The 25,074-nt window shown below is 59.0% G+C and carries 22 protein-coding genes; 3 read left to right on the top strand and 19 right to left on the bottom strand.

The features are described 5' to 3' along the window. Positions 1–23 precede the first annotated feature (23 nt). A complete protein-coding gene (locus MDHKLMBL_RS12615) occupies positions 24–1,661 on the bottom strand; it encodes an MBL fold metallo-hydrolase (protein ID WP_104270927.1) in 1,638 nt (545 codons plus the stop codon). Positions 1,662–1,953: 292 nt separating this feature from the next. On the opposite strand from MDHKLMBL_RS12615, the gene MDHKLMBL_RS12610 reads away from it, so the two are divergent. Next, positions 1,954–2,379: a thioesterase family protein gene (locus MDHKLMBL_RS12610; RefSeq protein WP_008172718.1), complete on the top strand. Its 426-nt coding sequence runs from the start codon at positions 1,954–1,956 to the stop codon at positions 2,377–2,379. Here the strand turns inward: MDHKLMBL_RS12610 and MDHKLMBL_RS12605 are convergent. The 5 genes from MDHKLMBL_RS12605 to MDHKLMBL_RS12585 form a co-directional block, all read right to left on the bottom strand. Then, a complete protein-coding gene (locus MDHKLMBL_RS12605; protein WP_014578720.1) occupies positions 2,365–3,702 on the bottom strand; it encodes an MATE family efflux transporter in 1,338 nt (445 codons plus the stop codon). The genes MDHKLMBL_RS12610 and MDHKLMBL_RS12605 overlap by 15 nt on opposite strands. A 228-nt stretch (positions 3,703–3,930) precedes the next feature. Beyond that, positions 3,931–4,428 (bottom strand): thiol peroxidase, encoded by a 498-nt coding sequence (tpx, locus tag MDHKLMBL_RS12600; protein ID WP_014578719.1) that lies wholly within the window; start codon positions 4,426–4,428, stop codon positions 3,931–3,933. 239 nt (positions 4,429–4,667) lie between these two features. Next, positions 4,668–5,888: a Bcr/CflA family multidrug efflux MFS transporter gene (locus tag MDHKLMBL_RS12595; RefSeq protein WP_104270926.1), complete on the bottom strand. Its 1,221-nt coding sequence runs from the start codon at positions 5,886–5,888 to the stop codon at positions 4,668–4,670. A 243-nt stretch (positions 5,889–6,131) separates the two neighbouring features. Beyond that, on the bottom strand, positions 6,132–7,043 hold the full coding sequence (locus MDHKLMBL_RS12590; protein WP_008172727.1) for a LysR family transcriptional regulator: 912 nt from the start codon (positions 7,041–7,043) through the stop codon (positions 6,132–6,134). Between the two features lie 33 nt (positions 7,044–7,076). Further along, positions 7,077–8,300 carry an alpha/beta hydrolase gene (locus MDHKLMBL_RS12585; RefSeq protein WP_104270925.1) on the bottom strand — a complete coding sequence of 408 codons (1,224 nt, stop codon included), beginning with the start codon at positions 8,298–8,300 and terminating at the stop codon, positions 7,077–7,079. A 133-nt stretch (positions 8,301–8,433) separates the two neighbouring features. Between MDHKLMBL_RS12585 and MDHKLMBL_RS12580 the strand changes: the two genes are divergently transcribed. After that, the gene (locus MDHKLMBL_RS12580; RefSeq protein ID WP_104270924.1) at positions 8,434–9,105 is read left to right on the top strand and encodes a haloacid dehalogenase type II; all 672 of its coding nucleotides are present in this window, start codon (positions 8,434–8,436) and stop codon (positions 9,103–9,105) included. 148 nt (positions 9,106–9,253) lie between these two features. Here MDHKLMBL_RS12580 and MDHKLMBL_RS12575 read toward each other — a convergent pair whose 3' ends face one another. Continuing rightward, positions 9,254–10,405 carry an alpha/beta fold hydrolase gene (locus tag MDHKLMBL_RS12575; protein WP_039881962.1) on the bottom strand — a complete coding sequence of 384 codons (1,152 nt, stop codon included), beginning with the start codon at positions 10,403–10,405 and terminating at the stop codon, positions 9,254–9,256. Positions 10,406–10,630: 225 nt separating this feature from the next. Between MDHKLMBL_RS12575 and yihG the strand changes: the two genes are divergently transcribed. After that, positions 10,631–11,524 (top strand): 1-acylglycerol-3-phosphate O-acyltransferase, YihG family, encoded by an 894-nt coding sequence (gene yihG / locus MDHKLMBL_RS12570; protein WP_039881963.1) that lies wholly within the window; start codon positions 10,631–10,633, stop codon positions 11,522–11,524. Positions 11,525–11,534: 10 nt separating this feature from the next. On the opposite strand, the gene MDHKLMBL_RS12565 is transcribed toward yihG, so the two are convergent. The 12 genes from MDHKLMBL_RS12565 to folE all read right to left on the bottom strand — a co-directional run bounded on the left by MDHKLMBL_RS12565 (position 11,535) and on the right by folE (position 24,982). Further along, positions 11,535–11,738: a hypothetical protein gene (locus tag MDHKLMBL_RS12565; RefSeq protein WP_008172739.1), complete on the bottom strand. Its 204-nt coding sequence runs from the start codon at positions 11,736–11,738 to the stop codon at positions 11,535–11,537. Between the two features lie 61 nt (positions 11,739–11,799). Further along, positions 11,800–13,785, bottom strand: coding sequence for a ribonuclease R family protein (locus MDHKLMBL_RS12560; RefSeq protein ID WP_053113280.1), 1,986 nt, complete (start codon positions 13,783–13,785; stop codon positions 11,800–11,802). A gap of 74 nt (positions 13,786–13,859) precedes the next feature. After that, positions 13,860–15,578, bottom strand: coding sequence for a diguanylate cyclase (locus MDHKLMBL_RS12555; protein ID WP_008172742.1), 1,719 nt, complete (start codon positions 15,576–15,578; stop codon positions 13,860–13,862). A gap of 156 nt (positions 15,579–15,734) precedes the next feature. Continuing rightward, entirely contained in the window at positions 15,735–16,184 is a 450-nt protein-coding gene (locus MDHKLMBL_RS12550; protein WP_008172744.1) for a DUF411 domain-containing protein, read from the bottom strand. 126 nt (positions 16,185–16,310) lie between these two features. Next, positions 16,311–18,932 carry a heavy metal translocating P-type ATPase gene (locus MDHKLMBL_RS12545; protein WP_053113278.1) on the bottom strand — a complete coding sequence of 874 codons (2,622 nt, stop codon included), beginning with the start codon at positions 18,930–18,932 and terminating at the stop codon, positions 16,311–16,313. Between the two features lie 6 nt (positions 18,933–18,938). After that, positions 18,939–19,343 carry a MerR family transcriptional regulator gene (locus tag MDHKLMBL_RS12540; protein WP_199185511.1) on the bottom strand — a complete coding sequence of 135 codons (405 nt, stop codon included), beginning with the start codon at positions 19,341–19,343 and terminating at the stop codon, positions 18,939–18,941. 101 nt (positions 19,344–19,444) lie between these two features. Then, positions 19,445–19,756, bottom strand: coding sequence for a hypothetical protein (locus MDHKLMBL_RS12535; RefSeq protein WP_008172753.1), 312 nt, complete (start codon positions 19,754–19,756; stop codon positions 19,445–19,447). A 50-nt stretch (positions 19,757–19,806) separates the two neighbouring features. After that, positions 19,807–22,074, bottom strand: a complete 2,268-nt coding sequence (locus MDHKLMBL_RS12530; protein WP_241956229.1) for a bifunctional diguanylate cyclase/phosphodiesterase — start codon at positions 22,072–22,074, stop codon at positions 19,807–19,809. Positions 22,075–22,129: 55 nt separating this feature from the next. After that, positions 22,130–23,446 (bottom strand): cyclic di-GMP phosphodiesterase, encoded by a 1,317-nt coding sequence (locus MDHKLMBL_RS12525; protein WP_053113276.1) that lies wholly within the window; start codon positions 23,444–23,446, stop codon positions 22,130–22,132. Between the two features lie 106 nt (positions 23,447–23,552). Beyond that, positions 23,553–23,990, bottom strand: a complete 438-nt coding sequence (locus tag MDHKLMBL_RS12520; RefSeq protein ID WP_053113275.1) for a CoA-binding protein — start codon at positions 23,988–23,990, stop codon at positions 23,553–23,555. 23 nt (positions 23,991–24,013) lie between these two features. Next, a complete protein-coding gene (gene folX, locus MDHKLMBL_RS12515) occupies positions 24,014–24,388 on the bottom strand; it encodes a dihydroneopterin triphosphate 2'-epimerase (protein ID WP_053113274.1) in 375 nt (124 codons plus the stop codon). A 24-nt stretch (positions 24,389–24,412) separates the two neighbouring features. Continuing rightward, positions 24,413–24,982 carry a GTP cyclohydrolase I FolE gene (folE, locus tag MDHKLMBL_RS12510; protein ID WP_008172758.1) on the bottom strand — a complete coding sequence of 190 codons (570 nt, stop codon included), beginning with the start codon at positions 24,980–24,982 and terminating at the stop codon, positions 24,413–24,415. Positions 24,983–25,074: the final 92 nt, after the last annotated feature.

Genomic DNA, 25,074 nt, shown 5'->3' with positions numbered 1-25,074 from the left:
GGTGTGCTTTCGTTACTCCCGCGTTAGCTCTCGTGTATGGCATGCCAGAGGTCGCCCTCCCGGAACGCCCGGTGCTCCGCTTCCAGTTTCAGCAAATGCGCCAGGGCTGACCGTGCCGCCAGGCCGTGGATGGCCGCCGGAACATCGTCATAGGCTTTGGCGGTAAGGGCTTTAAGATCCACGGGAGAAAGGGCTTCCAGCGCACGGGCCACCTTGTGTTCGCGCGAGAGGCGGTGGGTAATCAGGAAATCGATCACCGCTTCGGGATGCCCCATCAGGAACCCGTGTGCCGGCGCAATGTAACGTACAGACTCTGCCAGCAACTCGTAGAGCGACTCGATATAGGCCTTCATGTCGCCGTCCGGCGGATTAATGACCACCGTTGAGCCCTGCATAATGTGGTCACCGGAGAACAGCAGCTGCTGGTCGACCAGCAGAAAACACAGGTGGTTCGACGCATGGCCCGGGGTATGCAGCACCTTCAGGACCCCGGCTTCGGTCACAATCAGATCACCGTGCTCCGGTTCATCGTCGGCCCGGAACGTCTGGTCTTGGCCGGCACCCGGGGGTGCCGGCCAACCGAATACCCGGCAACCGGTGCGCTCTTTCAGGGCGGCAACGGCCGGCGAATGGTCCTGATGCGTGTGGGTTACCAGAACCTGGTCAATCACACCACCGGTCACCTCCAGAATCCGCTCGATATGGGATTCGTTGGCGGGGCCGGGATCAATCACCGTAAAGCGTTCATGGCCCAGAATGTAAGTGTTGGTACCCGGCCCCGTCATCATGCCCGGGTTGGGCGCCGTCAGACGGACGACCCGGGCGGCAACCTCTACCGCCTCACCCGGAATAATCTCCGCCCGGGTGGAGCCTTCGCCCTCCGGATCCAGCTTCGCCGCCTCATCGTAGGCCGGAGCACCCGGTTCCAGCGTCACCGGCTTGCCCTTTTTCATCGCCGGCCAGGGCTTACTTGGATAGGGCTCCGGCGGATTGGCATGGGCGTAGCGCATCAGCGCTTCAGTGGTGTCGAAATCACTGAGCACCCGCAGCGTCCGGATAGTCGGCAACCCCAGCAAACACTGGCCCTTGCGATGGTCCTCAAGGGCCTGCTCCGGCCTGATCCAGACATGATCAATGGTTTCGATCCCGTCGTGCCCGGCCAGTTGTCCTTCAGGAGCCGGCGTCACGAAAAACCGTGTATCGAAACGCCGTGGCGGCCCCGGCGGCGTGATCCAGTGGCCGAGATAGGCGAGCCGGTCCAATGGAATCGCCAGGCCGTGCTTTTTGCACAGACTGGCCAGAGACAGATCGCCGTCGAACACCGACTTCCGATCCGCGTGGGCCGGATGATCCCCGGCGATTGGATTGCCCTGCTTGTCCACCGCAACCAGAACGCCGGACTCCTCGAAACACTCCCGAACCGCCGCCAACATATAGTCCGCGCCGCCCTCATCGACGCTCATGATCTGACTGATCTCGGCGTCTACGGTGCCGATTATATGATCCTGGCCGTGAGTTTCATTTTCCTCGACCCTCCCTCCGGGGAATACAAAATAGCCGGGCATAAACACGGCGTCCCAGGTACGTTGCAGCAGCAGGACTTCAAGGCCGTCGGCCGTATCTCGAACCAGAACCAAGGTGGCAGCAGGGCGAATATCCATAGGACTCCAAATACGATCTTTTTTATTCAGTGCGCGAACAAAGTACGAACGACGGCTGGGAAAGGCCTTCCAAAACTGTCTGTCGCCATGGATGGCGACAGTCAAGCGTCACATGGACGTGCCGCAAGGAGCGCGTTTTGGAAAGCCCTTCCCTGCCGTCGCTCCACCAAAACCATCGGCGCGGAGGTCTCATAGCAAGATAACCGATTTGGGACTGGGCGTCTTGAGATGAACACTAAAGTTGAACAGCGTATGATTTGCCCCAACATATCTAGTGAAAACAGGAACCCCCGTGGCCCGAATCAAACTCTCCTTCCCGGACGACGTCTTCTGCTTCGAAACCAGGATGCCCGTCAGAATCACCGACATCAACGGCGCCAACCACCTCGGCAACGACGCCCTCATCTCCATGCTCTCCGAGGCCCGCGCCCAGTTCCTGGTCAGCTATGGCATCCAGGAAGCCAGCAAGGACGGCACCGGCATTATCGTCACCGACCTGGCCACCATGTACCAGTCCGAGTCCTTCTTCCCGGAAATGCTGCGCTTTGAAGTGGGTCTGATGGACTTCAACAAGTATGGCGGGGATTTCGTATTCCGGGTCACCAAGGCCGAGAGCGGCCAGCCGGTGGCACTGGCGAAGTATGGCTTCGTCTTCTTCAACTACCACCGCAAGGAAGTGGTGCCGGTGCCCGAGAGTTTCCGCTCACGCTTTGCCTGAGGATATCTCGGCCTTAAGGCGCGTCATGCCGGCACGGTAAAAGCTGTAAGCCATGGCGCCTGCAAACAGATTGCCAACCAGGGCACCGCTCATAAGCCCGTAGACGCCGTTGATCTGGCTACCGATCCAGAGCAGGGGCAGGAAACACAGGAACAGGCGCAGGGTGGAAACCAGAAGGGCCCGCATCGCCAGGCCGAGGGCATTGCACACCGACACCATCAGCATGCACACGCCCAGACCGCTGTAACTGAGCGGTACCCGCACCAGATAACCGGCGAGAACCTCCTGAACATCACTGTCGCTGGAGAACAGTTCCGACACCAACCCGGAAGCGACCACCCAGGTCAGGCCAATGGCCAGTTGCCAGACCACCACAAACCGGACCGCAAGACGTACCAGTTTACGAATCTGCTCGATATCGCCGGCACCCAGCATGCGGCCAATCATCGGCGGCATCGACATGGTCAGGGCGAGCACCACCACAATGGAGAAAAATTCCAGGCGGGTACCCAGACCCCAGGCGGCGACGGCAGCGGAGCCAAAGCCGGCCACAAGGGCCGTCGCCAGCATGGCCGAGACAGCCGGCATCAGCTGGCTCACCATGGCCGGGGCCATAATGCCGTTGAGCTGTTTAAGGGCCTTCCAAAGGGCAAGCTCGCGCAGGTCGAACCGGATCCAGTGGCGTTTCAGAAGTTTCGGATAGATCACCAGACAGCCTATTCCGAACGAGGTAATGGTCGCCCAGGCGGCGCCGGGCAGTCCCCAGCCGAAAACAAAGATGTAGAGCGGGTCCAGGGCGATGTTGGTCAGGCTCGTGGCCACCATCATGTACCCGGGCAGTTTGGTATCGCCGTGGGAGCGGCACACGCTGTAACCGAAGTACAGGAACGCGCCGGTCCAGGCAGCCATCAGCCAGGGAACCCAGTACTGCCGGACCAGCGGCAGCAGTGAGTCTTCAGCGCCCAGGGCGGTCATGATGTGGCTTTGCAGGAACCACAGCGCCATGCAAATGACGAAAACGAGGCTGCCGCCCACGGTAATGATCAGGCCGCCCAGCCGGAAGGCGCGCAATTCATCGCCGGCCCCCAGCGTGCGGGATACGATCGCTGTGGTGGCGATCCCCAGACCCACCTGAAGGCCGATGATGAGTTGCTGCATCGGCAAGGTGAAACCCAGGGCTGCCAGCGGATCACGACCCAGCTGACCCACGAAGGCACTGTCGGCCAACTGGAAGGTCATCAGGGACAGCACCCCGAAGAGCATGGGCCAGGTCATGCTGTAGAGCTGGCGGGCCAGGGATGGGTTTTGGGTGGTGGTCTGCACGGGGTGTTGTGGGCCTTCGGTTAGGATTCGGGCTTTGGGCGGGGATTCTAACAGGTTCTGGTTTTGGAGCATGCAGTCGGCTGGGTGCGGGCTTCTGAAACACGCTGTGAATACATCCCTGTACGCTCGGCTCCGCCATCCATGGCTCCGCACGGTTTCAGAAGCCCGCCCCCATCCAACTACCCCGAAAACCGGTGATATGTCCGGTGCTCAGGGCGATAAGAAGCGTTACAGCACCTTCAGCGCTGCATCGTAATCCGGCTCATCCTTGATCTCATCAACCAGCTGGCTGTGGATGACCTTGTCGTTCTCATCCAGTACGACCACCGCCCTGGCGCAGAGACCGGCGAGGGGGCCATCCTGAATGGCGACGCCGTAGTCCTGCTGGAAGCTGTAGTTCCGGAAGGTCGAGAGGGTTTCGACGTTTTTCAGACCTTCGGCGCCACAGAAGCGGGCGGCTGCGAAGGGCAGGTCGGCAGAGACTACGAGGACCACGGTGTTGTCCAGGCTGCCGGCTTTTTCGTTGAACTTACGGGTAGACGCGGCGCAGACGCCGGTGTCGATGCTCGGGATGATGTTCAGGATCTTGCGCTTGCCGGACCAGTTGTCGAGTTTGACTTCTTCCAGCCCGCTGTTGGTCAGGGTAAAGGGAGGCGCGTTGTCGCCTGTTTCGGGAAATTTACCGCTCAATTCAATGGGGTTGCCGTCCAGGTTAACGCTGCTCATGGTATTTGCTCCTCGGTGTCTGGTTTAGAGTCTTACGTACTCTGTGTAGACCACTTTGGATGATTTTGCCTGTTGGCTTTGGCGGTTGGGCTGATGCGGGAGGGCTTTCCAAAACACGCTCCTTGCGGCACGTCCCTGTGACGCTTGGCTGTCGCCATCCATGGCGACAGACAGTTTTGGAAAGCCCTCCCGCATCAGCCTCCTAGCATCAGAGTCTTTTCCCCTGAGGCCATTAGACTTCAATTACTGGTTATTGATTGTGGTTCGAAACCTTTCGCAGGATAACGCTGAACCAGCAGCAGATAACAGGCCATCGCGAGTGCTGCGCAGGCGGCGATGATCAAGGCCATTACCAGAGAGGTGCCATCGTGCAGGTGGCCGACGAGCATGCCGGCAACAGCGGCGACGGCCATCTGGGTGAAGCCGAACAGGGCCGAGGCGGAGCCGGCCATGGTGGGGAAGTTCGCCAGGGCGCCGGCCATGGTCTGGGGCAGGACCATCCCGGTGCCGATCATGAACAGGGCCTGGGGCAGAATGACTGCCCAGACGTTGAACACTTCACTCAGTGCCAGCACGGCCATAAGGCTGCCGCCAGCCACAGCAATGATCAGGCCGCGTACAAGGATCTGGTCCGGCACCAGGCGACGGCCGAGACGGACGGCGGTCAGGTTGCCGACAATATAACCGGCCACCATACAGGCGAAGTACAGGCCGAACTGCTCGGTCGGTACGCCCAGGAAATCGATCAGGACGAACGAAGAACCGGACAGGAACGCAAACAGTCCGGAAAAGATCAGCGCGTTGGTCAGGGTGTAGCCCACGAAGCTGATGTCCTTCGCGATGGTCCGATAGTTCCGCAGCAGGCTGCCGATTTTAAGGGATTGGCGATGTTCCGGGCGCATCGGCTCGGGAATACCGAAGGCCACAACCACCGCCATCACCAGGGCGTAGCCACCCAATGCAAGGAACACCGATGACCAGCCGAGGCTGGCGGTCAGCAGACCGCCAATGGTCGGTGCAACGGCAGGCGCCAGTGCCATGATGCTGGCAAGGATCGCCAAGATCTTGGCAGCTTCGCGGGGCGTGTAAATATCCCGAATCGCCGCCCGACCCAGGACCGGGCCGGCAGAACCACCAAGCGCTTGCAGGAAACGGCACAGAATCAGCGTTTCGATGTTCGACGCCAGGGCACAGCCAATGCTGGCAATGGCGAAAAGCACGAAACCACCAATCATGATCGGCTTGCGACCAAAGCGATCTGCCAACGGACCGCAAATCAGCTGAGCAATGGCAAAGCCGACCATATACAGACTCAGCGTCAGCTGAACCTGATCGGTACCGGTGCCAAAGTCTGAACCAATCTGAGGCAGTGCCGGCAGATACATGTCCGTTGCCAGCGGCCCAAGGGCCACAGCGGCGGCAAGAAGTATCGTTGTCCAGACACTGGTCAAAGTCAGCATGTGTTTCCTAATGCGTTTTCAGAGAGTTACCGAAAGAGTAACGACAGGTCAGGTTGGGAAAGGCTTTCCAAAACTGTAGAGGGCCAAGGATGGCCCGAAACAAGCGCACATGGATGTGCTCGTAGCGTGTTTTGGAAAGCCTTTCCCAACCTGGCCGACCGCCGAGTAATGGCAGTCTAGGTGAGAGGAGGTAAGAAGATAACGCCAGCAAAGCTCATACAACCTATGAGCAAAACTAATTGATTAACTTTTAAGACCGTTGAGGGTAGCGGCAACGGCATTCACCTGGTTGCGCAGCCACTTGTGGGCGGGATCGTTCTGATTGCGGCGGTGCCACAGCATTAGCAGGGTAAAGGGTTTGAAATCAAAAGGTAGCGGAACCCAGGCGAAGTCCCGGAGTAAGTGTTTGCTCATGCCCTCCGGGGCCGTAGCAAGCATATCTGTTCCGCGGAGGAACTCCGGTAGGCCGGAGAAGTTGGAGACCGTCACCACATTGCGACGAACCAGACCACGGGTGTCCATGGCGGTTTCCACAGTCGGTTTTTCGCCGGTGGCGAACAACAGGGCAATGTGGTCTGCCTTAAGGTATTCCGGCAGATCCGCTGGCGGTTTCCGGTGTTCAGGATCATAGAACACCACCATGCGATCGGCCATCAGGCCCCGCTGCATAATGTCCGTCGCCTCCGGCGCGTGGGGAGAAATCACCAGATCACAGACATCCTTCCGCAAAAGGTCTGCCCGAGGAATGCCAGATGGAATCACCTGAAGGCTGATGCCCGGAGCTTCCTGCCGCAACGTTCGCACCAGGCCCGGCAAAAGCAGGTCCCGCTGGTAGTCATTGGCAGCAATCGTGAAGGTGAACTCTGCCGTGGCGGGACTGAACGGCGGGCCCGAGGACAGCGACTGCAGGTCATCCAAAATCTGGCGGATATGGGGCCCGGCCTGAAGTGCGTAGCGGGTTGGCACAATGCCGCGCCCGGACTTCACGAACAGGGGGTCGCCCAGGGCCTGGCGCAGACGTTCCAGCGTGTGACTCACCGCAGACTGGGTAACGCCCAGCCTGACTGCCGCGCGGGACACGCTGCCTTCATCAAGCACCGCCAGAAAGGTGCTGAGGGCCCGGAAATCCAGGTTGAATGTATCAATCGGGTTCATGAATGGCAGTGTAACCCGATGCCTGCGGTGGCGCTACGGCGCCTCGCCTGATTCGTTTGCCTGAATGAATGTTCCAACAGCCTCTGCCAGATCGTCGAACCAGGGGTTGTAAGTCAGCCGGCTGGTATACACCGGACGCTCCGTGTCGTGCCAGGCACTGAACCAGAGATCTTCCTCCGGCAACTGCCGGCAACCCTCCAGAGAGATGTTATTCGGTTCCAGGCATCGCTGCAGTGGCGCGCCCAGGCCATAGAGTTCGTTGTTCGGAGCAATCAGCAGCGACTGGTGCGAGAACTCCAGGATATTGGCGTCAGGCAGATAGCTGTTCAGAAAACGGATGCGCTCATCGGCCTGCGCCTCGGGCCAGGGCGTGCGGGTATCCCGAAAGATCACCATGGCGTTCCCGGGGTTGCTGAACCGTTCCCTGAACTGCGTGACGAGAAACTCGAGATTTATCACCGAGTCTGCCTCCGTGGCAGCCAGGAACAAAGGCATATCGATACTTTCTTGCTGAATTATCCGGCCCTGGGCCGCCGATATGACGTCGCCGATCTGACTGCCGGCGTTGAAGGAAAACGACTCGTACTTCACCGGATTAAGTTCGGGCTCCTTCTCTACAAAATCAGCAAACACGTCGGCGATGGGCGCCAGCCAGAGGTAGTCCCGCAAACCGTTAAGCTGCCAGGCCGGTGCAACCGCAATCAGACCCGCCGGTCGAGGACCGGTCTCTGAAAGCGCGTAATCTGTGGCCAGTGCCCCGCCCAGAGAAAAACCGCCAATAAACGCCCGATCCACCTCCTGCGACAGGGCAATAAAGTGATTGCGTACCTGTTCGCGCCAGACCTCGGCGCTGGCCGTCACCATATCGCCGGGCCGGGTGCCATGTCCCTGCAGCAACAGCGTCCGGACTTCAACGCACTGATCCGCCAGGTAACGGGCCAGATCCCGGAACACAAAGGGTGAATCGCTCAGGCCGTGAACCAATAGGATCCCGGCACGATCCCCGGAGCTGCAACCTGCCGCCGGTGCCAGCCGGTACGGCAGGTTCCACTGCACCTGCTGCTCCCGCTCAAACCCGTAAACCGGCACCAGATTGGTATCGACATAGGCTTTGACAGATTCCACGTAGCGGTCGAAGTCGGTAACCGGCTCGGCGCCCAGGGTTGAGGGCCCGGGGCTGTAGAGTTGAGTGCTGGTGGCGCAGGCGGCAGTGGCGGCCAGCACCAGTAAAACAAGTAAAGTCCTGAGGATAGTCATAGCCGGCGTGTGGGTTTCGCCCCTTTGGTATTTACCGTCGTCATTGCTGACTGTGTTGAGTGATCGTTCAAATCCCGATACTGTGACTCCAGTATATGACCCCGAACCCCCTTCCGGATGAGGAGCCCCACCGATGACCATGACCCTCGCTTTCGACGTCTACGGAACCCTGGTTGACCCCATGGGCATGTCCCGCCTGCTGGCGGAAGACGCGGGCGACAGGGCAGAAGCCGTGGCCGCGCTGTGGCGGGAGAAGCAATTGGAGTTCTCGTTTCGCAAGGGCCTGATGAAAGTCTACGAAGACTTCGGTATCTGCACCCGACAAGCCCTGCGCTACGCCATGGCCACCCATAAACTGACCCTGTCCGAAGAGCGCGAAAACGCCCTGATGGCAGCCTACCTGTCTTTGCCCGCGTTCGAGGACGCGTTGCCGGCGTTAAAGAGTCTCAGAGGCGAGTACCCGCTGTTCGCATTCTCCAATGGTGGTTATCCAGCACTGGAGAAAGTGCTCGGGCACAACGACTTGCTCGACCAATTTGAAGGCCTGGTATCGGTAGACGATATCAAGAGTTTCAAACCTGATCCTGCCGTTTACACCTATGCCCGGCGCGCAACCGGTTCCTGGGAAAAACCCCTGTGTCTTGTGTCCAGTAACGCCTGGGATGTGATTGGTGCACGAGCTGCAGGATTACTCGCAATCTGGGTACAGAGGGATCCGAACAAGGTATTTGAAGACTGGGGGATTCAACCCTCAGCAGTGATCAACAGCCTTTCAGAACTGCAGGAAACACTGAAAAACCTCTGAAGTAAGAGGAGGCAGGTGTCGGGGAGGGCTTTCCAAAACTGTCTGTCGCCATGGATGGCGACAGTCAAGCGTCACATGGACGTGCCGCAAGGAGCGTGTTTTGGAAAGCCCTCCCCGACACCTGCCGGCAAACTCCAAACTCAAAAACTCAGTCCGACCGAAAAGCGAGCCAATCCGCCAACTCCAGCCAACTCTGACGAGGCGCCTTACTCCCCGCAAGAATGCCCATATGACCACCCGGCACAACCCGGAACGTCTTGTCCGTAGAGCTCACATGATCCATCACCCGCTTGGCCGCACCCGGCGTCACCAGCGTATCGTCGCCCCCGGCGATGGCCAGTAAGTTGGCACTCACATTATCCAGCCTGGCAACATCTTCACCGATCTGGATCTCACCTTTTGACAGCTGATTGTCGATCCAGACCCTCACCACCGTGTCCTGAATGATCCCGCCGGGGTAGGCCACCATACGGTCCAGAAACGCCGACGTGGTGGCGTGGTTGGTGACAAACTCCCGGTCACCCAGACGGATGATCAGTTCCCAGTAACTCATCACGCTGGCAATCGGATTGGTCAGCTTGAACCCGATGGTATTGGCCCAGCCGGGGGTATGAAACCAGTGAGGTTTCACATCGTGAAGCCGGAACCCGGTGCGTTTCCGCACAAACCCGGCCACATCCGCCATGCGCTGATTCACAAGCCCCAGGATCCCGGATGCATGGCTGTCGATCGGCGAGCCCAGCACAATGGCATTGCGCACATGTTGATCGTTGCTGAGCGCGGAATAGAACAGCGTGAACATGCCACCCATACTCCAGCCATGCAGCGACAACTCCTGTTCACCGCTATGCTCCCGAACCCGGTTCAGGTAGGCCGGCAGCAACTCGGCCACATAGGTATGCAGGTTGTAGTGACTGTGTTCCCGCGTGGGCATGCCCCAGTCGATCAGATAGACCTCAAATCCCTTGGCACGCAGAAACCGAACCAGACTGCGCTGGGGAAACAGATCGTAGATCAGCATATTCACCGCCAGGGGCGGCACGATCACAATCGGTGTCTTATGGGCCGTGCGCTCAACCGCAATGGTCTCGCCTTCCAGCTCGATGAAATCCTCGGCCAGTGGTGGGTAGTAACGCAGGCTGACCAGACCATCGGTATACAGGGTTTCAAACGGCGTCTGCCCGGCCTGCACCAGACTGGCGGCCCGGAACACCCGGTCGAAAGCGTTGCCGGCATAAAGGGCCGTTTGCCGGGTAACGCCTGCCGCCCGGTCAGCGGCGGATTTGAAGAGATTGGGCATGGGAATGTCCATGGAGAATTTGACGCTCACTATACGGATTACCGAACTTCTACTGTCCCGTCTCGCAGGCCAGACATCGAGATTATCCATGGTGAGGCGCAAATCACCATGGCAGAAGTGTCCAAACCGGTGGGCAAACCGGTCACTTCAGGCCACTGCCCAATGCGGTCTGTGGTTGCTATCATTAGCCCCTATTTGGAAACAATAACCAGAAACAGGACCGCCATGCTCAGCTTTCTCCCTGCCCCCGTCATCGGTGTACTCAATTCTATCCTGTTGGGAATCAACACCCTGTTCTGGTGCATCCTGCTCTACATCCCGGCCATTCTCAAACTCATCATCCCCATCCAGGGCTTCCGGGTCCTGTGTACTCGGGTCATCATCTGGATCGCGGAAGCCTGGGTTGCCTGCAACACCGGCTGGATGAAGCTGACCCATGGCACGAAATGGGATGTGAAAGGTGCCGAAAACCTCCAGCGGGAAAGCTGGTACCTGGTGCTGGCCAATCACCAGAGCTGGGTGGATATCTTCGCCATGCAGCGGGTGTTCAACCATCGGGCGCCGTTCCTCAAGTTCTTCCTCAAGCAGCAGCTGATCTGGGTGCCGGTGATCGGCCTCGCGTGGTGGGGTCTGGATTTCCCGTTCATGAAGCGCTACACCCGGGAATACCTGATCAAACATCCGGAGAAGCGGGGCGAGGATCTTCGGTCAACCCGCAGGGCCTGTGAGAAGTTCCGGTACACCCCGGTGAGTGTGATGAACTTTGTCGAAGGCACCCGGTTTACCCAGGCCAAACACGACAAACAGAAGTCGGCCTACAAGCACCTGCTGACGCCCAAGGCTGGCGGTGCCGCCTTCGTGCTCGACGCCATGGGCGATTCGATCCAGACCCTGGTGGACGTGACCATCGCCTATCCGGACGGAGCACCCACCTTCTGGGAATTTATCTGTGGCCGGGTCAAGGAAGTCAAAATGGAAATCCACACCGTTGATATCCCGGAGCATCTGAAAGGCCGGGACTACTCAACGGATGCAGAGCACCGCCGGAACGTGAAAAACTGGCTGGGGGATCAGTGGCAGGCGAAGGATGAACGGCTGGAGCGGATGCTGGCCCGGTAATTACCGGGCATCAGCTGTCGGAGTCGTCTTCCACTTCATCCGGGTGTTCCTGCTTGTAGCGCTCCCACTCTTCCCAGTCGTGGGGCGTCCCCGCATGGGGCCGGCGCAGGTGCTTGGCGTGCTCCATGGCGTTGTGGCGCAGGCTGTGGTCCCGCTCTTCCTCTTCCTTGTCAAAACCGTACTTTTTCAGAAATTCGTCAGGGCTGATGGGCATGGCGCACCTCCATCAAAGGAATATGTCCTTGTAAGTACGATGCGCCTGCCCGTGTGGTTTTTCAACCGTCGTCGGAGCCGGTCCCGGTCGGGATCTCCTGTGCTTCCACCAGCTTGAAGTTGATCTGCCTGCGTTCTTCGTCCACGCCTGCAAAGCTTACCGTTACCGGCTGCTCCAGCTGGAAGATTCGGCCGTTCTTGTTGTGGATCAGGCGAAGAGTGACCGGGTCAAAGCTGTATTTGCCATCCAGATCCTTGCAGCTGACGAACCCTTCCAATCCGTTGGCATCCAGCCGTACAAAGAAACCGGCGGGCACCGTGCGGCTGATCACACCGCTCATGGGTTCTTCGCCGAGTGTTTTGGCAAAGTCACTCTTGAGCCAGGCTTCCAGACTGTTTGCCGCCTGACGGGCGCGGATCTGTGCAGCCTGCAGGGCCTCGAGTTGATCCTCGGTCAAGGCCTTCATGGGGGTGTCCCACAGCGCCGACTTGATCAGCCGGTGGACATAGAAGTCCGAGAACTTGCGCAGTGGCGAAGTAAAGGTGGTGTAGGCGTCCAGGCCCATACCCTGGTGAGGCGCGGGCTTGAAGCTCAGTTCGGCCCGGGCCAGCTGGCGGGACAGTATGGCTTTGACCGGCACCTCGGCTTCCAGGGCATCGGTTTCTTTCATCAGTTTCCGGAAGCCTTCGGCCTGATGGGCATCAACCCCCGAGAGATGTGGTGCGTGGCTGTCGATCAGTGCCCGGATGTTGTCGGCGCGATCATCCCGTAGCCCGGGGTGCTGGATAAACAACCCTGCAGTCTGGTTGGCGAGGAAGTCTGCGGCGCAGCGGTTGGCGGCGACCATGCACTCTTCCACCAGCCGATGGGCTTCATTCTGGACGGACGGTTCAATCAGCCGGATGCGTTTGTTTTCATCGAGCCGGAGGCGGAATTCCGGCCGGTCGCCGCTCAGCAGCGCATGTTCACTGCGCCATTTCCTGAGTGCTGTCGCTGCCTGGTGCAACTGGTCCAGGCTGTTGGCAACGTCGTCCGGAAGTGCCTTGATCTCATCGTCCTCCCGACCTTCGATCAGGTTTGAGACGAGCTCGTAGCTGAGCTTGCCCTTGGACTGGATAACCGCCTGGTGAAAGCTGTAGTCGCCCAGGCTGCCATCGTTGTTAACCTGAAGATCACATACCAGAGCCAGCCGCTTCACGTCTGGCATCAGAGAGCACAGGCGGGTGCTGATGCTGTCAGGCAGCATGGGCAGGGGTTCGCCCGGGAAGTAAATGGCGGTGGCGCGATTGAACGCCTCCTGCTCCGCGGGGCTGTCGGTTTCGATCACAGCGGTCGGGTCGGCAATGGCGATCGACAGCGTCCAGCCGGTGGCGTTGGGTTCGGCCAGCAGGGCATCGTCCATGTCCTGGGTGCCCGGGCTGTCGATGGTCACATACGGGCGATCCGTGCGGTCTTCCCGCCCGGCTTCCCGGGATTCGATATCACTCTCACTGAGGCTGTCGGCCTGTGTACGCACCGCGTCCGGCCAGGTGTCGGCCAGATCAAAGGTAGCCAGGGTGAAAGAGCGTTCAATACCGGGTTCTCCCGCCTTGCCGATTACCCGCAGTACCTTGGCCTGGCCCTTGCCATCCTTGATCGGATGCTTGTGAATCTGACAGTAGAGGTAATCGTCCTGCTGGGCGTTCATTCGCTCTTTGGGGGGAATGAAGATCCAGCGGTTGATGCCCGGGGTTTCGGGCACCACGAAATGGCCTTTGCCTTTCACCAGGTAACGGCCAACAAAGGTGTTCAGGCGGGTTTCCAGCAGTTCGTCCACAACACCCTGGGTTTTGCCTTTCTCAACCTCCTGCTCGGTGACATTCACCCGGTCCCCGGGCAGCACCTTCTGCATTTCCTCGGGTGGCAGGAAGACATCCCGGCCTTCGTCGAGCGCAACAAATCCGAAGCGGCCATTGGTGGCTTTGACTGTTCCGGGAAAAACCACCTTGTTGTCCTTGATATCCGATTTCAGCTGGCGCAACTGGCTGAGGGCGTCGGCATTGAGCATGAAGTAACCTGGCTGGTAAAAAAAATGAATGATGGGGCGGAGTATAACGGTTATGGCGGTATGAGTCAGACCCGTTACGCGGGGTTAATCTCCGGGTCTTCCGAGGTGGTAATACAGACCCGGTTGCGCCCCTCATCCTTGGCCTGATAAAGCGCCCGATCCGCTTGACGAAGAATGGTATCGGTGCTGTCACCCGGCAGAGCAAAGTAGCCACCAACACTGACGGTGACCTGGGTGCCGGTTTTGCGGCTCTCCTGTTCCACGGATTCCCGGATGCGGAGGGCGATACGGTGTAGTGTCTCTGGATCGCAGGGCGACAACAGGACCACGAACTCGTCCCCACCCCAGCGTCCCGGATGGTCGTAGGGGCGCACGCCGGCTTTCAGCCACAGGGCAACCCGGCACAGGATCTGATCGCCGGCCTGATGGCCCAGGTTGTCATTGATGCTCTTGAAATGGTCAATGTCCAGCCAGATCACGCCAAAGCCGGTCTCCTGGCGGCGGGCCCGCTGGATTTCCTCATCCAGCACTTCGTCCAGGCCGCGACGGTTTTTCAGGCCGGTCAGGGGATCGACGCGGGCCAGTCGGTTCAACTCATCCGTTCTTTGAGCGACTTTTTCTTCGAGTTCCCGGGTAGAGTGGCCGAGGCTCTGGGTCATTTTCTCGAAATGATCCGCCAGCCAGCCGATCTCATTATCCGGTTTATCCAGCCGCGGCAGATCGAAGCTGCCCTCCCGGACTTTTTCCACGGCGTGTTCCAGGCTCATGATGGGCTTGAGAATCCGGGACTGGATAATCAGGTGGAACAGCACCAGTGTGACCAGCAGTGTGCCCAGGAATACCGCCACCAGCGGCCACAGATAGCTGGTTGGCAAGAGTGTATTGAGGTCAAGCAGGGTGATCTCAAACCAGCCAATCGCCGGCAGGAAGGCAACCCCGGCCAGATGCTTGCGGCCATCCACCGTCACGAAGCCGCTTTCCACCTGGCCGGCCTGGTCCCCCGGCTTCTTGAGAAGCTGCAACATACCGAGAATCTGCTGCTTGTCCTGGGGATCATCGAACAGCAGGTCGATGGTGTTCTTCTGGCCTTCGGGTTTGATGATGCTGGCGAAGTCGATGTAGTTCCGGTCGCGATAGAGCTGGATGGCGCCATTGTAATCCACGAACAGGGTGGTGATGCCCTCCTGACCGATGTCGACAATATCCTGCAGAAAAGCATCCAGACTCAGACCGGTTCCGACCATACCGACAATTTCGCCGGCCTCATCGCGCATCAGCACATCAATCCAGAGTTTGGTAACACCCAGCTCGGTATCCGGATTTACGTTGAGGTGGAAGTCGCGACCTTCTTCTATGAGCTGGAAAAACCAGGCGTCATCCGGCTTGTCTTTATCCAGCACATATCGGAACTGGTTACCGGCGTATTCGTTCTCCTCGTTGTTGTAGTAATAGTGGGCATTGTTGACGAGGGCAACGAAGTAGTTGTTGTCCCGGAAATTGGAACGAAAACTCTCCATCTGGCGGATGGCTTCAGCTTGGAGTGCGGTGTCATCCGGATTAGCGGCCCAGTTGATCAGGGCGGAGGAACTGGCCATCTGTTTGGCCAACCCGATTTCCCGCTCCAGGGACTGCAGCAGGCGGGCGCTGTCGTAGCGAACCTGTATTTCCGCGACCTGTTGGCCCCAGCGTTCGATGATGCTCTCGGACAGCTCCCGGTAGGCCAGCCACGAAGCCACGGAAGCCACGATGATGAGACTGGCGGCCAGGCCAAGGATGCGGGTTTTAAGGCTCAACGAGTATCCCTCTCGGATTTTTCTGGGTTTCTGGGCGCCAATGATAGAACACTGGTTAACCAGAGTGTAGAAAAAACAGACAGGGACTGGCAGGAAGCGGGAGGAAAAGGAGGCCGCAAGGGCCGATAAATACCGGCCCTTGCCTGGTTATTGGCGTTAATTGTGCTCGGAAAAGATCCGGGTCTGTCCCGCCTCGTTAAACAGGATGACCTTGTAATGATCTTTCCGGTCGCCCATTTCCATGCCGGGTGACCCCATGGGCATCCCGGGCACGCTGAGGCCGGTGGCCTGGGGTGCTTCGCTGATCAGGCGCTTGATGTCCTCGGCTGGCACATGGCCCTCGATGACGTAGTCACCCACGAATGCGGTATGGCAACTGCCAAGACCGGCAATCAGGCCTGCGTCGGCCTTGATCCTGCCCATATCGTTGGTGTTGGTCGCCTCCACCTCGAAGCCATTTTCTTTCAGGTGATCTATCCAGTCATCACAGCAGCCGCAGGTCGGGGATTTGTAAACGTGGATGCTCTGGGCTGCGCCGGCTGCCAGCGCCGTGGTGCTGAATCCCAGGGCTGCCATCAGGCCAAAAGCCAGGGTGTGTTTTTTCATGGCAAGTACCTCAGTGGTGATGTTGATGTTTACTTGAGCCTGTGTCGTCAGAACCGGAAAGCCAGAACCACCAGACGATGGCTGCCATCAGGGCAAGACCTCCGACGTTGACCAGCATTGTTTCCATCAGTTCCGCTCCTGTTGCTGTTTCGGATCACTGTTGCTGTCGTTCTGTTCCGGACGGTGACTGGTTCGGAACAACCTCAGACGGTTGGCGTTCGAAACCACCGTCACCGAAGACAGGGACATGGCAGCGCCGGCCAGTATCGGACTCATCAGTATTCCCCAGACAGGGTAGAGCAGGCCGGCGGCCACCGGAATACCCATTGTGTTGTATACGAACGCGCCAAACAGGTTCTGGTGAATATTTTTCACCGTGGCCCGGGAGATCTCGATGGCATCGGGCACGCCGTGGAGCGAGCCTCGCATCAGCGTGATGCCGGCGCTCTCAATGGCCACATCCGTGCCGGTGCCGATGGCAAAACCGACGTCCGCCGCCGCCAGGGCCGGAGCATCGTTGATGCCGTCGCCGACCATGGCGACTGTGTGGCCCTTGCCGCGCATTTCACTGACCACCTCGGCCTTGTCTTCAGGCAGCACTTCCGCGCGATAGTCATCGATGCCGGCTTTTTTCGCGATGGCCTTTGCGGTGGCGTCGACATCGCCTGTGACCATCATCACCTTGATGCCAGCCTTGTGAAGGCGCTGGATGGCAGCCTTGGAGTCCGGTTTGATGGCATCGGCAACGCCAATGACCCCCAGAGCTTCGGTGCCCAATGCCAGAAACAGGGGCGTGCCGGCTTCTTGGGTAATCGAGTGGGCGGCATCGTCCAGATCGCCCAGCGCAACGCCCTGGTCTTCCAGCCAGCGGCGGTTGCCCAGACGCACGGGCTTGCCGTCGAGTTCACCTTGCACGCCTTTACCATTCAGGGCCTCGAAACCGGTCAGCTTCTCCAGCTGAACGCTTTTTTCTTTGGCCTTCGCCAGAATCGCCTCGGCCAAAGGGTGTTCGGAGTGTTGTTCCAGCCCCGCCGCGAGCGCCAGCAGGCGTTGCTCTTCACCGTCGCTGGCATGAACCCGGGTAACTGCCGGATGACCTTCGGTGATGGTGCCGGTTTTATCGAGTATCACCAGGTCCAGCTTACCGGCGGTCTGCAGCGCATCGCCCTGGCGGATCAGGGCGCCGTATTCCGCCGCCTTGCCAACGCCAACCATCACCGACATGGGCGTGGCCAGGCCCAGGGCGCAGGGGCAGGCGATGATCAGCACCGTGGTGGCCGCCACCATCATATGAACCACCGCCGGTTCCGGCCCGACGTTGTACCAGACCAGCGCCGCCACGACGGCAATCAGCATCACGGTGGGCACGAACACCGACGAAATCTTGTCCGCAAGCCGTCCAATGGCAGGCTTCGAGCCCTGGGCTTTTTTCACCAGCTTGATGATTTGAGCCAGCGCGGTGTCACTGCCAACCCGGGTGGCCTCGTAGACAATCGAACCATGGGTGTTGAGGGTGCCGGCAGACACCTCATCGCCTTCCGATTTGCTCACCGGCATGGGCTCACCGGTGAGCATGCTCTCATCAATGCGAGTAGAGCCTTCGGCAATCACGCCATCGACCGGCAGTTTCTCACCGGGTCTTACCCGGATGTGGTCGCCCTTGAGAACCTCCTCTACCGGAATGTCCTGCTCTTCACCATCCCGAATCACCCGCGCGGTTTTCGCCCGCAGGTCCAGCAACCGGCGCACCGCCTCCGATGTCTTGCCTTTGGCCCGAAGCTCCAGGGCCTGACCCAGGTTGATCAGGCCGATGATCATCGCCGAGGCCTCAAAGTAGACATGGCGAGCCATCTCCGGCAACGCGCCGGGAATACTGGTGACGACAATGGAATAAAGCCAGGCGGTGCCGGTACCCAGGGCAATCAGGGTGTCCATGTTGGCGTTATGGTGCCGGAATGCCTTCCAAGCACCGGTGTAGAAGTGTCGTCCGGTAGCGATCATTACCCCAAGAGTGAGAATGCCCAGGTTCAGCCAGGTGAGCTGATTGGCATCCGTCACCATCATGGTGTCGAAACCCATGCCGTAGACCATCAGCCCAAGACCCAGGCTCAGACTCACGGCCATCTTTATCAGCAGTGTCTTGTACTGCTTCCGGTCTTCCTCCTGCTTGCGTGCGTCCGCTTCGTCCTCGTCCTCGATCACGCTGGCGCCATAACCGGCATTTTCTATTGCCTTCACCAGCGCCTCGGGATCGGCATCACCCGTGGCCGTGGCGGTATTGTCCGCCAGGTTCATGTGGGAATGGCTGATACCGGAGACCGACATCAGGGCCTTCTCAATGGTGTTTACACAGGAAGAACAGGTAGCACCGGTCACTGACAGATGAATCTGCCCGTCCGCACCGGCTGCTGCCCCAGAACCAGTCGGAGCAGAATCTGCCTCGGTTGCCTGATCTTCAGAGTCGTCGGCGGTATCGGCCTCATCCTCATTCCCTGAAGAACAGCAACTGGCCGGCTCGGCGTCTTCCTGGAAAGGCTCGGCCGGGTAGCCGGTCTCGGTGACAATCCGAGCCGCCTCATCAGCATCCACGCCCTCCGGCAGGTCCACGGTCTGTTTTTCCAGATCGACCTCAACCAGCTCAGCATCGCCTGTCAACGGCTCCAGGGCGCTGCGAATCTTCTTCACACAGCCCTGGCAGGAAGCCCCGGAAATGCTGAGAGTGGTTTGTAAAACAGGTGTGTCAGTCATCCAGAATCACTCCTCGTTCTGTTCAGTTGCCCCGCAACAGGGCGCCGGATCATCCCAGTGTTCGATCAACCGGCAAATGGTATGGCCATCGGGCGTACCATCCGGCATGTCCTGCCAGGCGGCCAGCGCAGCGGTCATCCGCTTGCGCAACTGCTGCAGCTCCCGAATCTCCCTCTCAACCTCCGCCAACCGATGCTGAAACACATCCCGAACCATCGGACACGGCGAATGATGATCGTCCGCCTGATCCAGGATCTGTCGTATCTCAGGCAACGAAAATCCCAGCTGCCGCGCCTTACGGGCAAACCGAAGCCGTCGAAGATCCTCGGCATCGAACTGCTGGTAGTTGTTGTCCGGGTTACGGGTCGGTTTGAGCAGGTTCTCGCGGGTGTAAAACCGGACCGTACCCACCTCAGCACGGCAAACTCCAAACCAATTAAGAATAGAGTAAAACCTGTGAGCAACTCACAGGTCAAAGGTTTTCTTGAGGAGGGAAAATCGAAGGACGGCTATCAATCCCGCGAGCGAAGAAACGTACCGCAGGTCTTGCACTGATCCGGCGCCATCAGCTTCGCCTGCCAGCCAATCTTGTGGCCACAAGCCGGACACGCCAGCTTCAGCTGCAGAACAATAATCGGCGTGATCAGCGCAGCGATCAGAACACCCAGGGGGCCCCAGCTTTCACCGCTGGACAACCCAAGCTGACTGCTGAACACTAGAATGACGGTCAGCGCCACAAACGCGAAAATGAAATAGTTCCGGTTCCAGCGTTCCCACTGGCGAATTTTATCGTCCTGCTCCGGAGTCAGGTATTGCGCGGCCATAGAATCTCACCTGAAGGATTTACCCGTATCTTGGGGACGGGCCGCGGCAATTACAATCCGGAATCGGCCGTAATGCCCGCCACCAGAACACCGGAAGCCAGGGCCTTCTCAAGGTCGGAAACCGGAATCGGTCGGCTGATTAAATAACCCTGGGCAAAGTTACACCGGTGATTCTTCAGGAAACTCAGCTGCTCCTCGGTTTCCACACCCTCGGCCACCACCTCAATACCCAGGTTGTGAGCCAGGTTGATCACCGCCCGGGTGATCACCGCATCGTCATGGCGTTCCGTGACTTCCGTGATAAACGAGCGGTCGATTTTCAGCAGGTCGACCGGGAAATCCCGAAGGTAACCGAGCGACGAATAACCCACCCCGAAGTCATCAATGGCAAGGTGAACACCCAGCTGGTGCAGACGGGAAAGCTGATTCAGGTTGTGCTCGATGTTCTGGATGAAGATTTCCTCGGTGAGCTCGACCTCCAGGCGATTCGCCGGCACATTCTCCGCCGCCAGGGCTTCCCGAATGTGGTCCACCAGATCCTCGTCGTCCAGCTCCCGGCCCGAGAGATTGACCGCAATGCGCAGGCCTTCCTGGGGAGTGCCTTTCCACGCCGCCAGCTGCCGACAGGCCGCCATGACCACCCAGCGCCCGATATCGGTGATCCGACCGCTCTCCTCCGCCAGCGGAATAAATTCCACCGGCGGCAGAAGACCGCGGCGGGGATGGCGCCAACGGATCAGCGCCTCGACGCTCTGGATTTCACCGGTGTTCAGGTTCAGCTGGGGTTGATAGAAGAGCACGAATTCGTTGTTGGCCAGGGCCTGGCTCAGATCCTTGTCCAGTTCAAGACGCATGACTTCCCGTTGCTGCATGCCCTCGGTATAGAACTGATAGGTATTCCGGCCCTGTTCCTTGGCCCGGTAGAGGGCAATGTCGGCATTGCGCAACAGCGTATCCGCATCCAGACCGCTCTGCGGGTACACCGCTACACCCATTGTGGCGGTAATGCTGTGGGACTGTCCCTGAACATCGAAGGGCTGGTCGAAGCACTGTTTGATCTGGCCCAGCAGGTGAATGATGTCGTCAATGTCGTCCACCTGTTGCTGGCAGAACATGAACTCATCGCCCCCGGAGTAGGCCACCAGCAGGCGTTCATTGCTGAGGCGGTTCAGCCGCTCGGACACCTTGATCAGCAGTTCATCCCCGAACTGGTGGCCGAGGGAGTCGTTGAGGGTCTGGAAACGGTCCAGGTCCAGCATCACCAGGGCAACCTGGCGCATCTGGCGATCGGCAATGTTCAGGGTGTGGGACAGGTCTTCCATGAAGAACCGACGGTTCGCCAGGCCGGTGAGGGTGTCGGTGGATTCCAGTCGCGCCAGATCTTTCTGAATGGCGGTGCGCTGCGCGATTTCCTGATCCAGTTCCCGGCGGGTCTTCAGCAGCGCGCGGTTGCGCTTGAGAATGAGCTGTACCAGCAGCGTGGTCAGACTGGTCAGCAGACCCATCAGCAAAAGGGTTGCAAAGGTCATCCCCGGCCAATAGCTGTACTGGCTTTCCACCCATTCAGTGGAAGGGCGCAGGGTCAATGTCCAGTCCAGGGTCGGCAAATTAACGTCCTGGGTCTGGGCAAAGTCGCGACTAACCGGCTGGGACACGTTCAGTTCATAGCTCACCTCGCCGGCCTCGCGAATCTCGACCCGGAAGGATTCCAGAACCCGCTCGGTGAGAAGCTGGCGCGCCAGCACTTCCATTCTGAACACGCCCGCTATAAAGCCATTATTCTCGGGGCCGGCACCCACCGGTGCATAGATCACCATGCCCTTGCCGCCCTGGCGCAAATTAATGATACCGGAAAGATCCCAGCTGCCGGACTGTTTCGCCCGTTCCAGTGCCTGGCGCCGTTCCTCGTTGAAGGCGACGTTGTAGCCGATGACCTCTTCGTTGTCGGTAATCGGCTCCAGCCACCGGATAATGAAATCGTAGTCAATCCACTCAATGGCCTGGTAAACGCCGAAGTCGTCGAGGTAGTTGCGGGCATCCCGCCGCCACTCCTGTTTGGTTTTGGCAGGGTCTGCCTCCAGGCGTTTGGCCATGCGCCGGATGGCTTCGGCGTGGATCAGAAATTCCCGCTCCAGGTGGTTGGCCATGGCCCGGGCTTCGTTGGTCAGGTTTGCTTCTATCTGACGTTTGTCCTGCTGTACCAGCCCGTAGCGCAGGCCGGCTGCCAGACCCAGGAAAACCAGAAAGATCACCACCGGAAACAGCGGGCTCAGCAGGCCCGAGACAACAGGTTTGGGAGGTGATACAGGTTGTTCCACAGGTTACTCCGTGACTTTAAACGGTGGTACCGGGCAGTCGGCAGCACCAGCGCAATTATGAAGCATTTCTACCGGCCACCGCCATCAGTTGCTTGATTCGGTCCCGAAGCGAGACTCCAAAGGCGCCGTCGGACAGTGGCCGTGCAATTTCCGGAGAACCCTCGTCAGGTTCGGAACCCGTGCCTCCCAGGTCGATGATACGCGGGGTGACTGGCTGCTTGTCGCCATTGAGCAGCACCTCCACCTTTGGTTTCAGCTTGCGCCGGGGGTGGGTCGCCAGGACGATGGCCACTTCGCCCGTCGACAGCTCGACCAGGCTGCCGGGCGGATACACGCCAATCATCCGTATGAAGGCTTCCACCATGGAAGCGTCGAACTGTTGGCCGCGGTTACGGAACAGGATGCGAATGGCTTCGGAGGCCGGTAGCCCATCCCGGTAACACCGGTCGCTGGTAATGGCATCGAAGGCGTCGACGATGGAAACCAGACGGGCGAAACGGCTGATCTGCCACTCCGCCAGCTGTTCAGGATAGCCGCGACCATCCATGCGTTCATGGTGGTGACGGGAGACATCGCTGATAATCGGATCCAGATTGACATCAGCACAAAGCAATTCGTAACCCAGCGTTGTGTGCTGTCGCATGATGCTGTGCTCTTCTGGCGTCAACGGGCCGGGTTTATTGAGGATCTCGTCGGGAACCCTGAGTTTGCCAAGGTCGTGCAGCAGACCGCACATGCCCACGGTCTCCAGGTCTTCGTCCGGCATGCCCAGGAAGCGGGCAAAGGCGACACAGAATATAGCCACCCTGAGGCAATGCTCTGCGGTGTAGGCATCCCGGGACTTTATCCTGCTCATCCAGAACATGGCGCTTGCGTTGGCTTTCACGCTGTCGACGCACTCCCGGATGATGGGGCGGGCGCTCTGGAGGTTGAGGTCATTGCCGGCTTCAATCTGTCGGGTGACTTCTTCCACAAAGGCCTGGGTCCGGCTCCAGGTTGCGTGTGCCCTTGGGAGTTCCTGCTGGAGAGAGCAGGTTTCCGGCAGCGGTTCGCTGGTGCGACGCTTGAGTAGCGAGATCTGATCGAGCACCGGGTTCAGGCGTGATTCTTCATCCTCCACCAGAACCCACTCACAGTACTGCCGCAGAATCTGCGCCTGGTTGTCATCAGTCAGGGTGAAGCCCTGAAACAGAACCGGCACCTGAGTCCAGGGCCGGTCCAGGCTCACGACGCGCATGCCGGGCTGGAGAAGGTCCACCGGTAAGCGCACCCGCTGGAGAGTCGAAACAGGGGAGTCCGAATGAGTTGCGAGCGCCGACGGCGCCGAGACGGAATGTCGGTGCTGTTTGCTGGATTTACGTCGGAACCACATGGCTCTACCAGTCTTCTGTTTTATGTCCGGTGATTATGTCAGACCTGACAGACCGGTTACAGAAGAGTGCTGGAAGTGTGACGCAGTTCCTGATGCAGATCGGGTATCAGGCGTTTCCGGAAACTCTGGCAATCCCCAGCCGGGGAATTTCCTGCTTGGGGCAACGGTCCATCACCACGGTCAGCCCCGAGGCTTCCGCTCGCGCCGCCCCTTCATGGTTGATGACGCCAATCTGGAGCCAGACCACGGGGATTTTCAGATCGATGGCCTGGTCGATAATCGCATCGGTGCGCTCCGGCGCCAGGAACAGGTCAACCATGTCCACCGGTTCGGGAAGGCTTCGGAGGTCGGCGTATACCGTTTCACCGAGCACGGTCTGACCTGCCAGGCGGGGATTGACCGGTAGGATTCGGTAGCCCTGGGACTGCAGGTACTCCATGACCTCATGGGAAGGCCGGCTGGTCTTTTCACTCGCGCCGACAAGGGCGATGGTCCTGACAGTGGTCAGGATGTCACGCAACTGTTCCGGGCTGGTACTGGGCATGATGCTGGCGAAACCTCGCTGGATTAACGGTGTGCCTGCAGACAGACAGACACGGACTCCGCGTAGCGTAGCGCGTGGGGCTTGTCGATTTCCACCTCGGCCCACTGGACCGCCTCGTGTTCCATGACAATGGTCAGGACCTCGTGGGTCAGGCGTTCCAGCAGGGCGAAGCGATTGCCATCCACGTGGTGAATGATCTGCTTGGTGATGGTGCGATAGTTGAGGGCGGCAGAGATTTCATTCCGGTTTACCGCCTCAGAGGCATCGTAAGTCAGCGCGACGTTAATCAACACGTCCTGCTGATTATTGATTTCTTCTTCCTTGATGCCGATGTAGGCCCTGAGAAGAAGATCCTTGATGCGGACTTTTGCCAGGTGATTCCCGTTGACGTCTGTCATGCGCCCTCCCTCGGGTCAGATAGTTCAGCGATTGTTACTGATCAGCGTCAGAAACTCTGTGCGGGTCGCCTGGGATTTGCGGAACTGCCCCAGCATCATCGAGGTTTTCATGCGGGAATTCTGTTTCTCCACGCCCCGCATCATCATGCACATGTGCTGGGCTTCGATGACAACGGCCACGCCCTTGGCGCCCGTGACGCTCTCAACAGCTTCGGCAATCTGTCGGGTCAGGTTTTCCTGGATCTGCAGACGGCGGGCGTACATGTCGACGATGCGGGCAAACTTGGACAGGCCCAGTACCTTGCCAGCGGGCAGGTAGGCAATGTGGCACTTGCCGATGAACGGCAGCATATGGTGCTCACACATGCTGTAGAGTTCGATATCCTGAACCACGACCATTTCATCCATGGCCGATTCGAATACCGCATTGTTCACCAGGTCGCCAAGGTCCTGCTGGTACCCGCACGTGAGGAACTGCATGGCCTTGGCCGCGCGCATTGGAGTGTCTTGCAGACCCTCGCGATCCGGGTCTTCGCCCAGGCCATCGATGATGGCACGGAAGTGCCCTGAGAGGTCGTCAAGGAGTTTACTCATAGTCTTTTCCGGTTAGCAGTGTCTTACGAGGGCCAAAGCTTAAGGCAATTTGCCCGCCATCTCTACGCTTTACGCAGGCATCGTCGGAAAAG

Origin of the sequence: Marinobacter flavimaris, assembly GCF_002933295.1 — a bacterium.
GTDB lineage: Bacteria > Pseudomonadota > Gammaproteobacteria > Pseudomonadales > Oleiphilaceae > Marinobacter > Marinobacter flavimaris.
The sequence above is the reverse complement of the archived record's forward strand: the minus strand, read 5'-3'. Positions and strand labels throughout refer to the sequence as shown.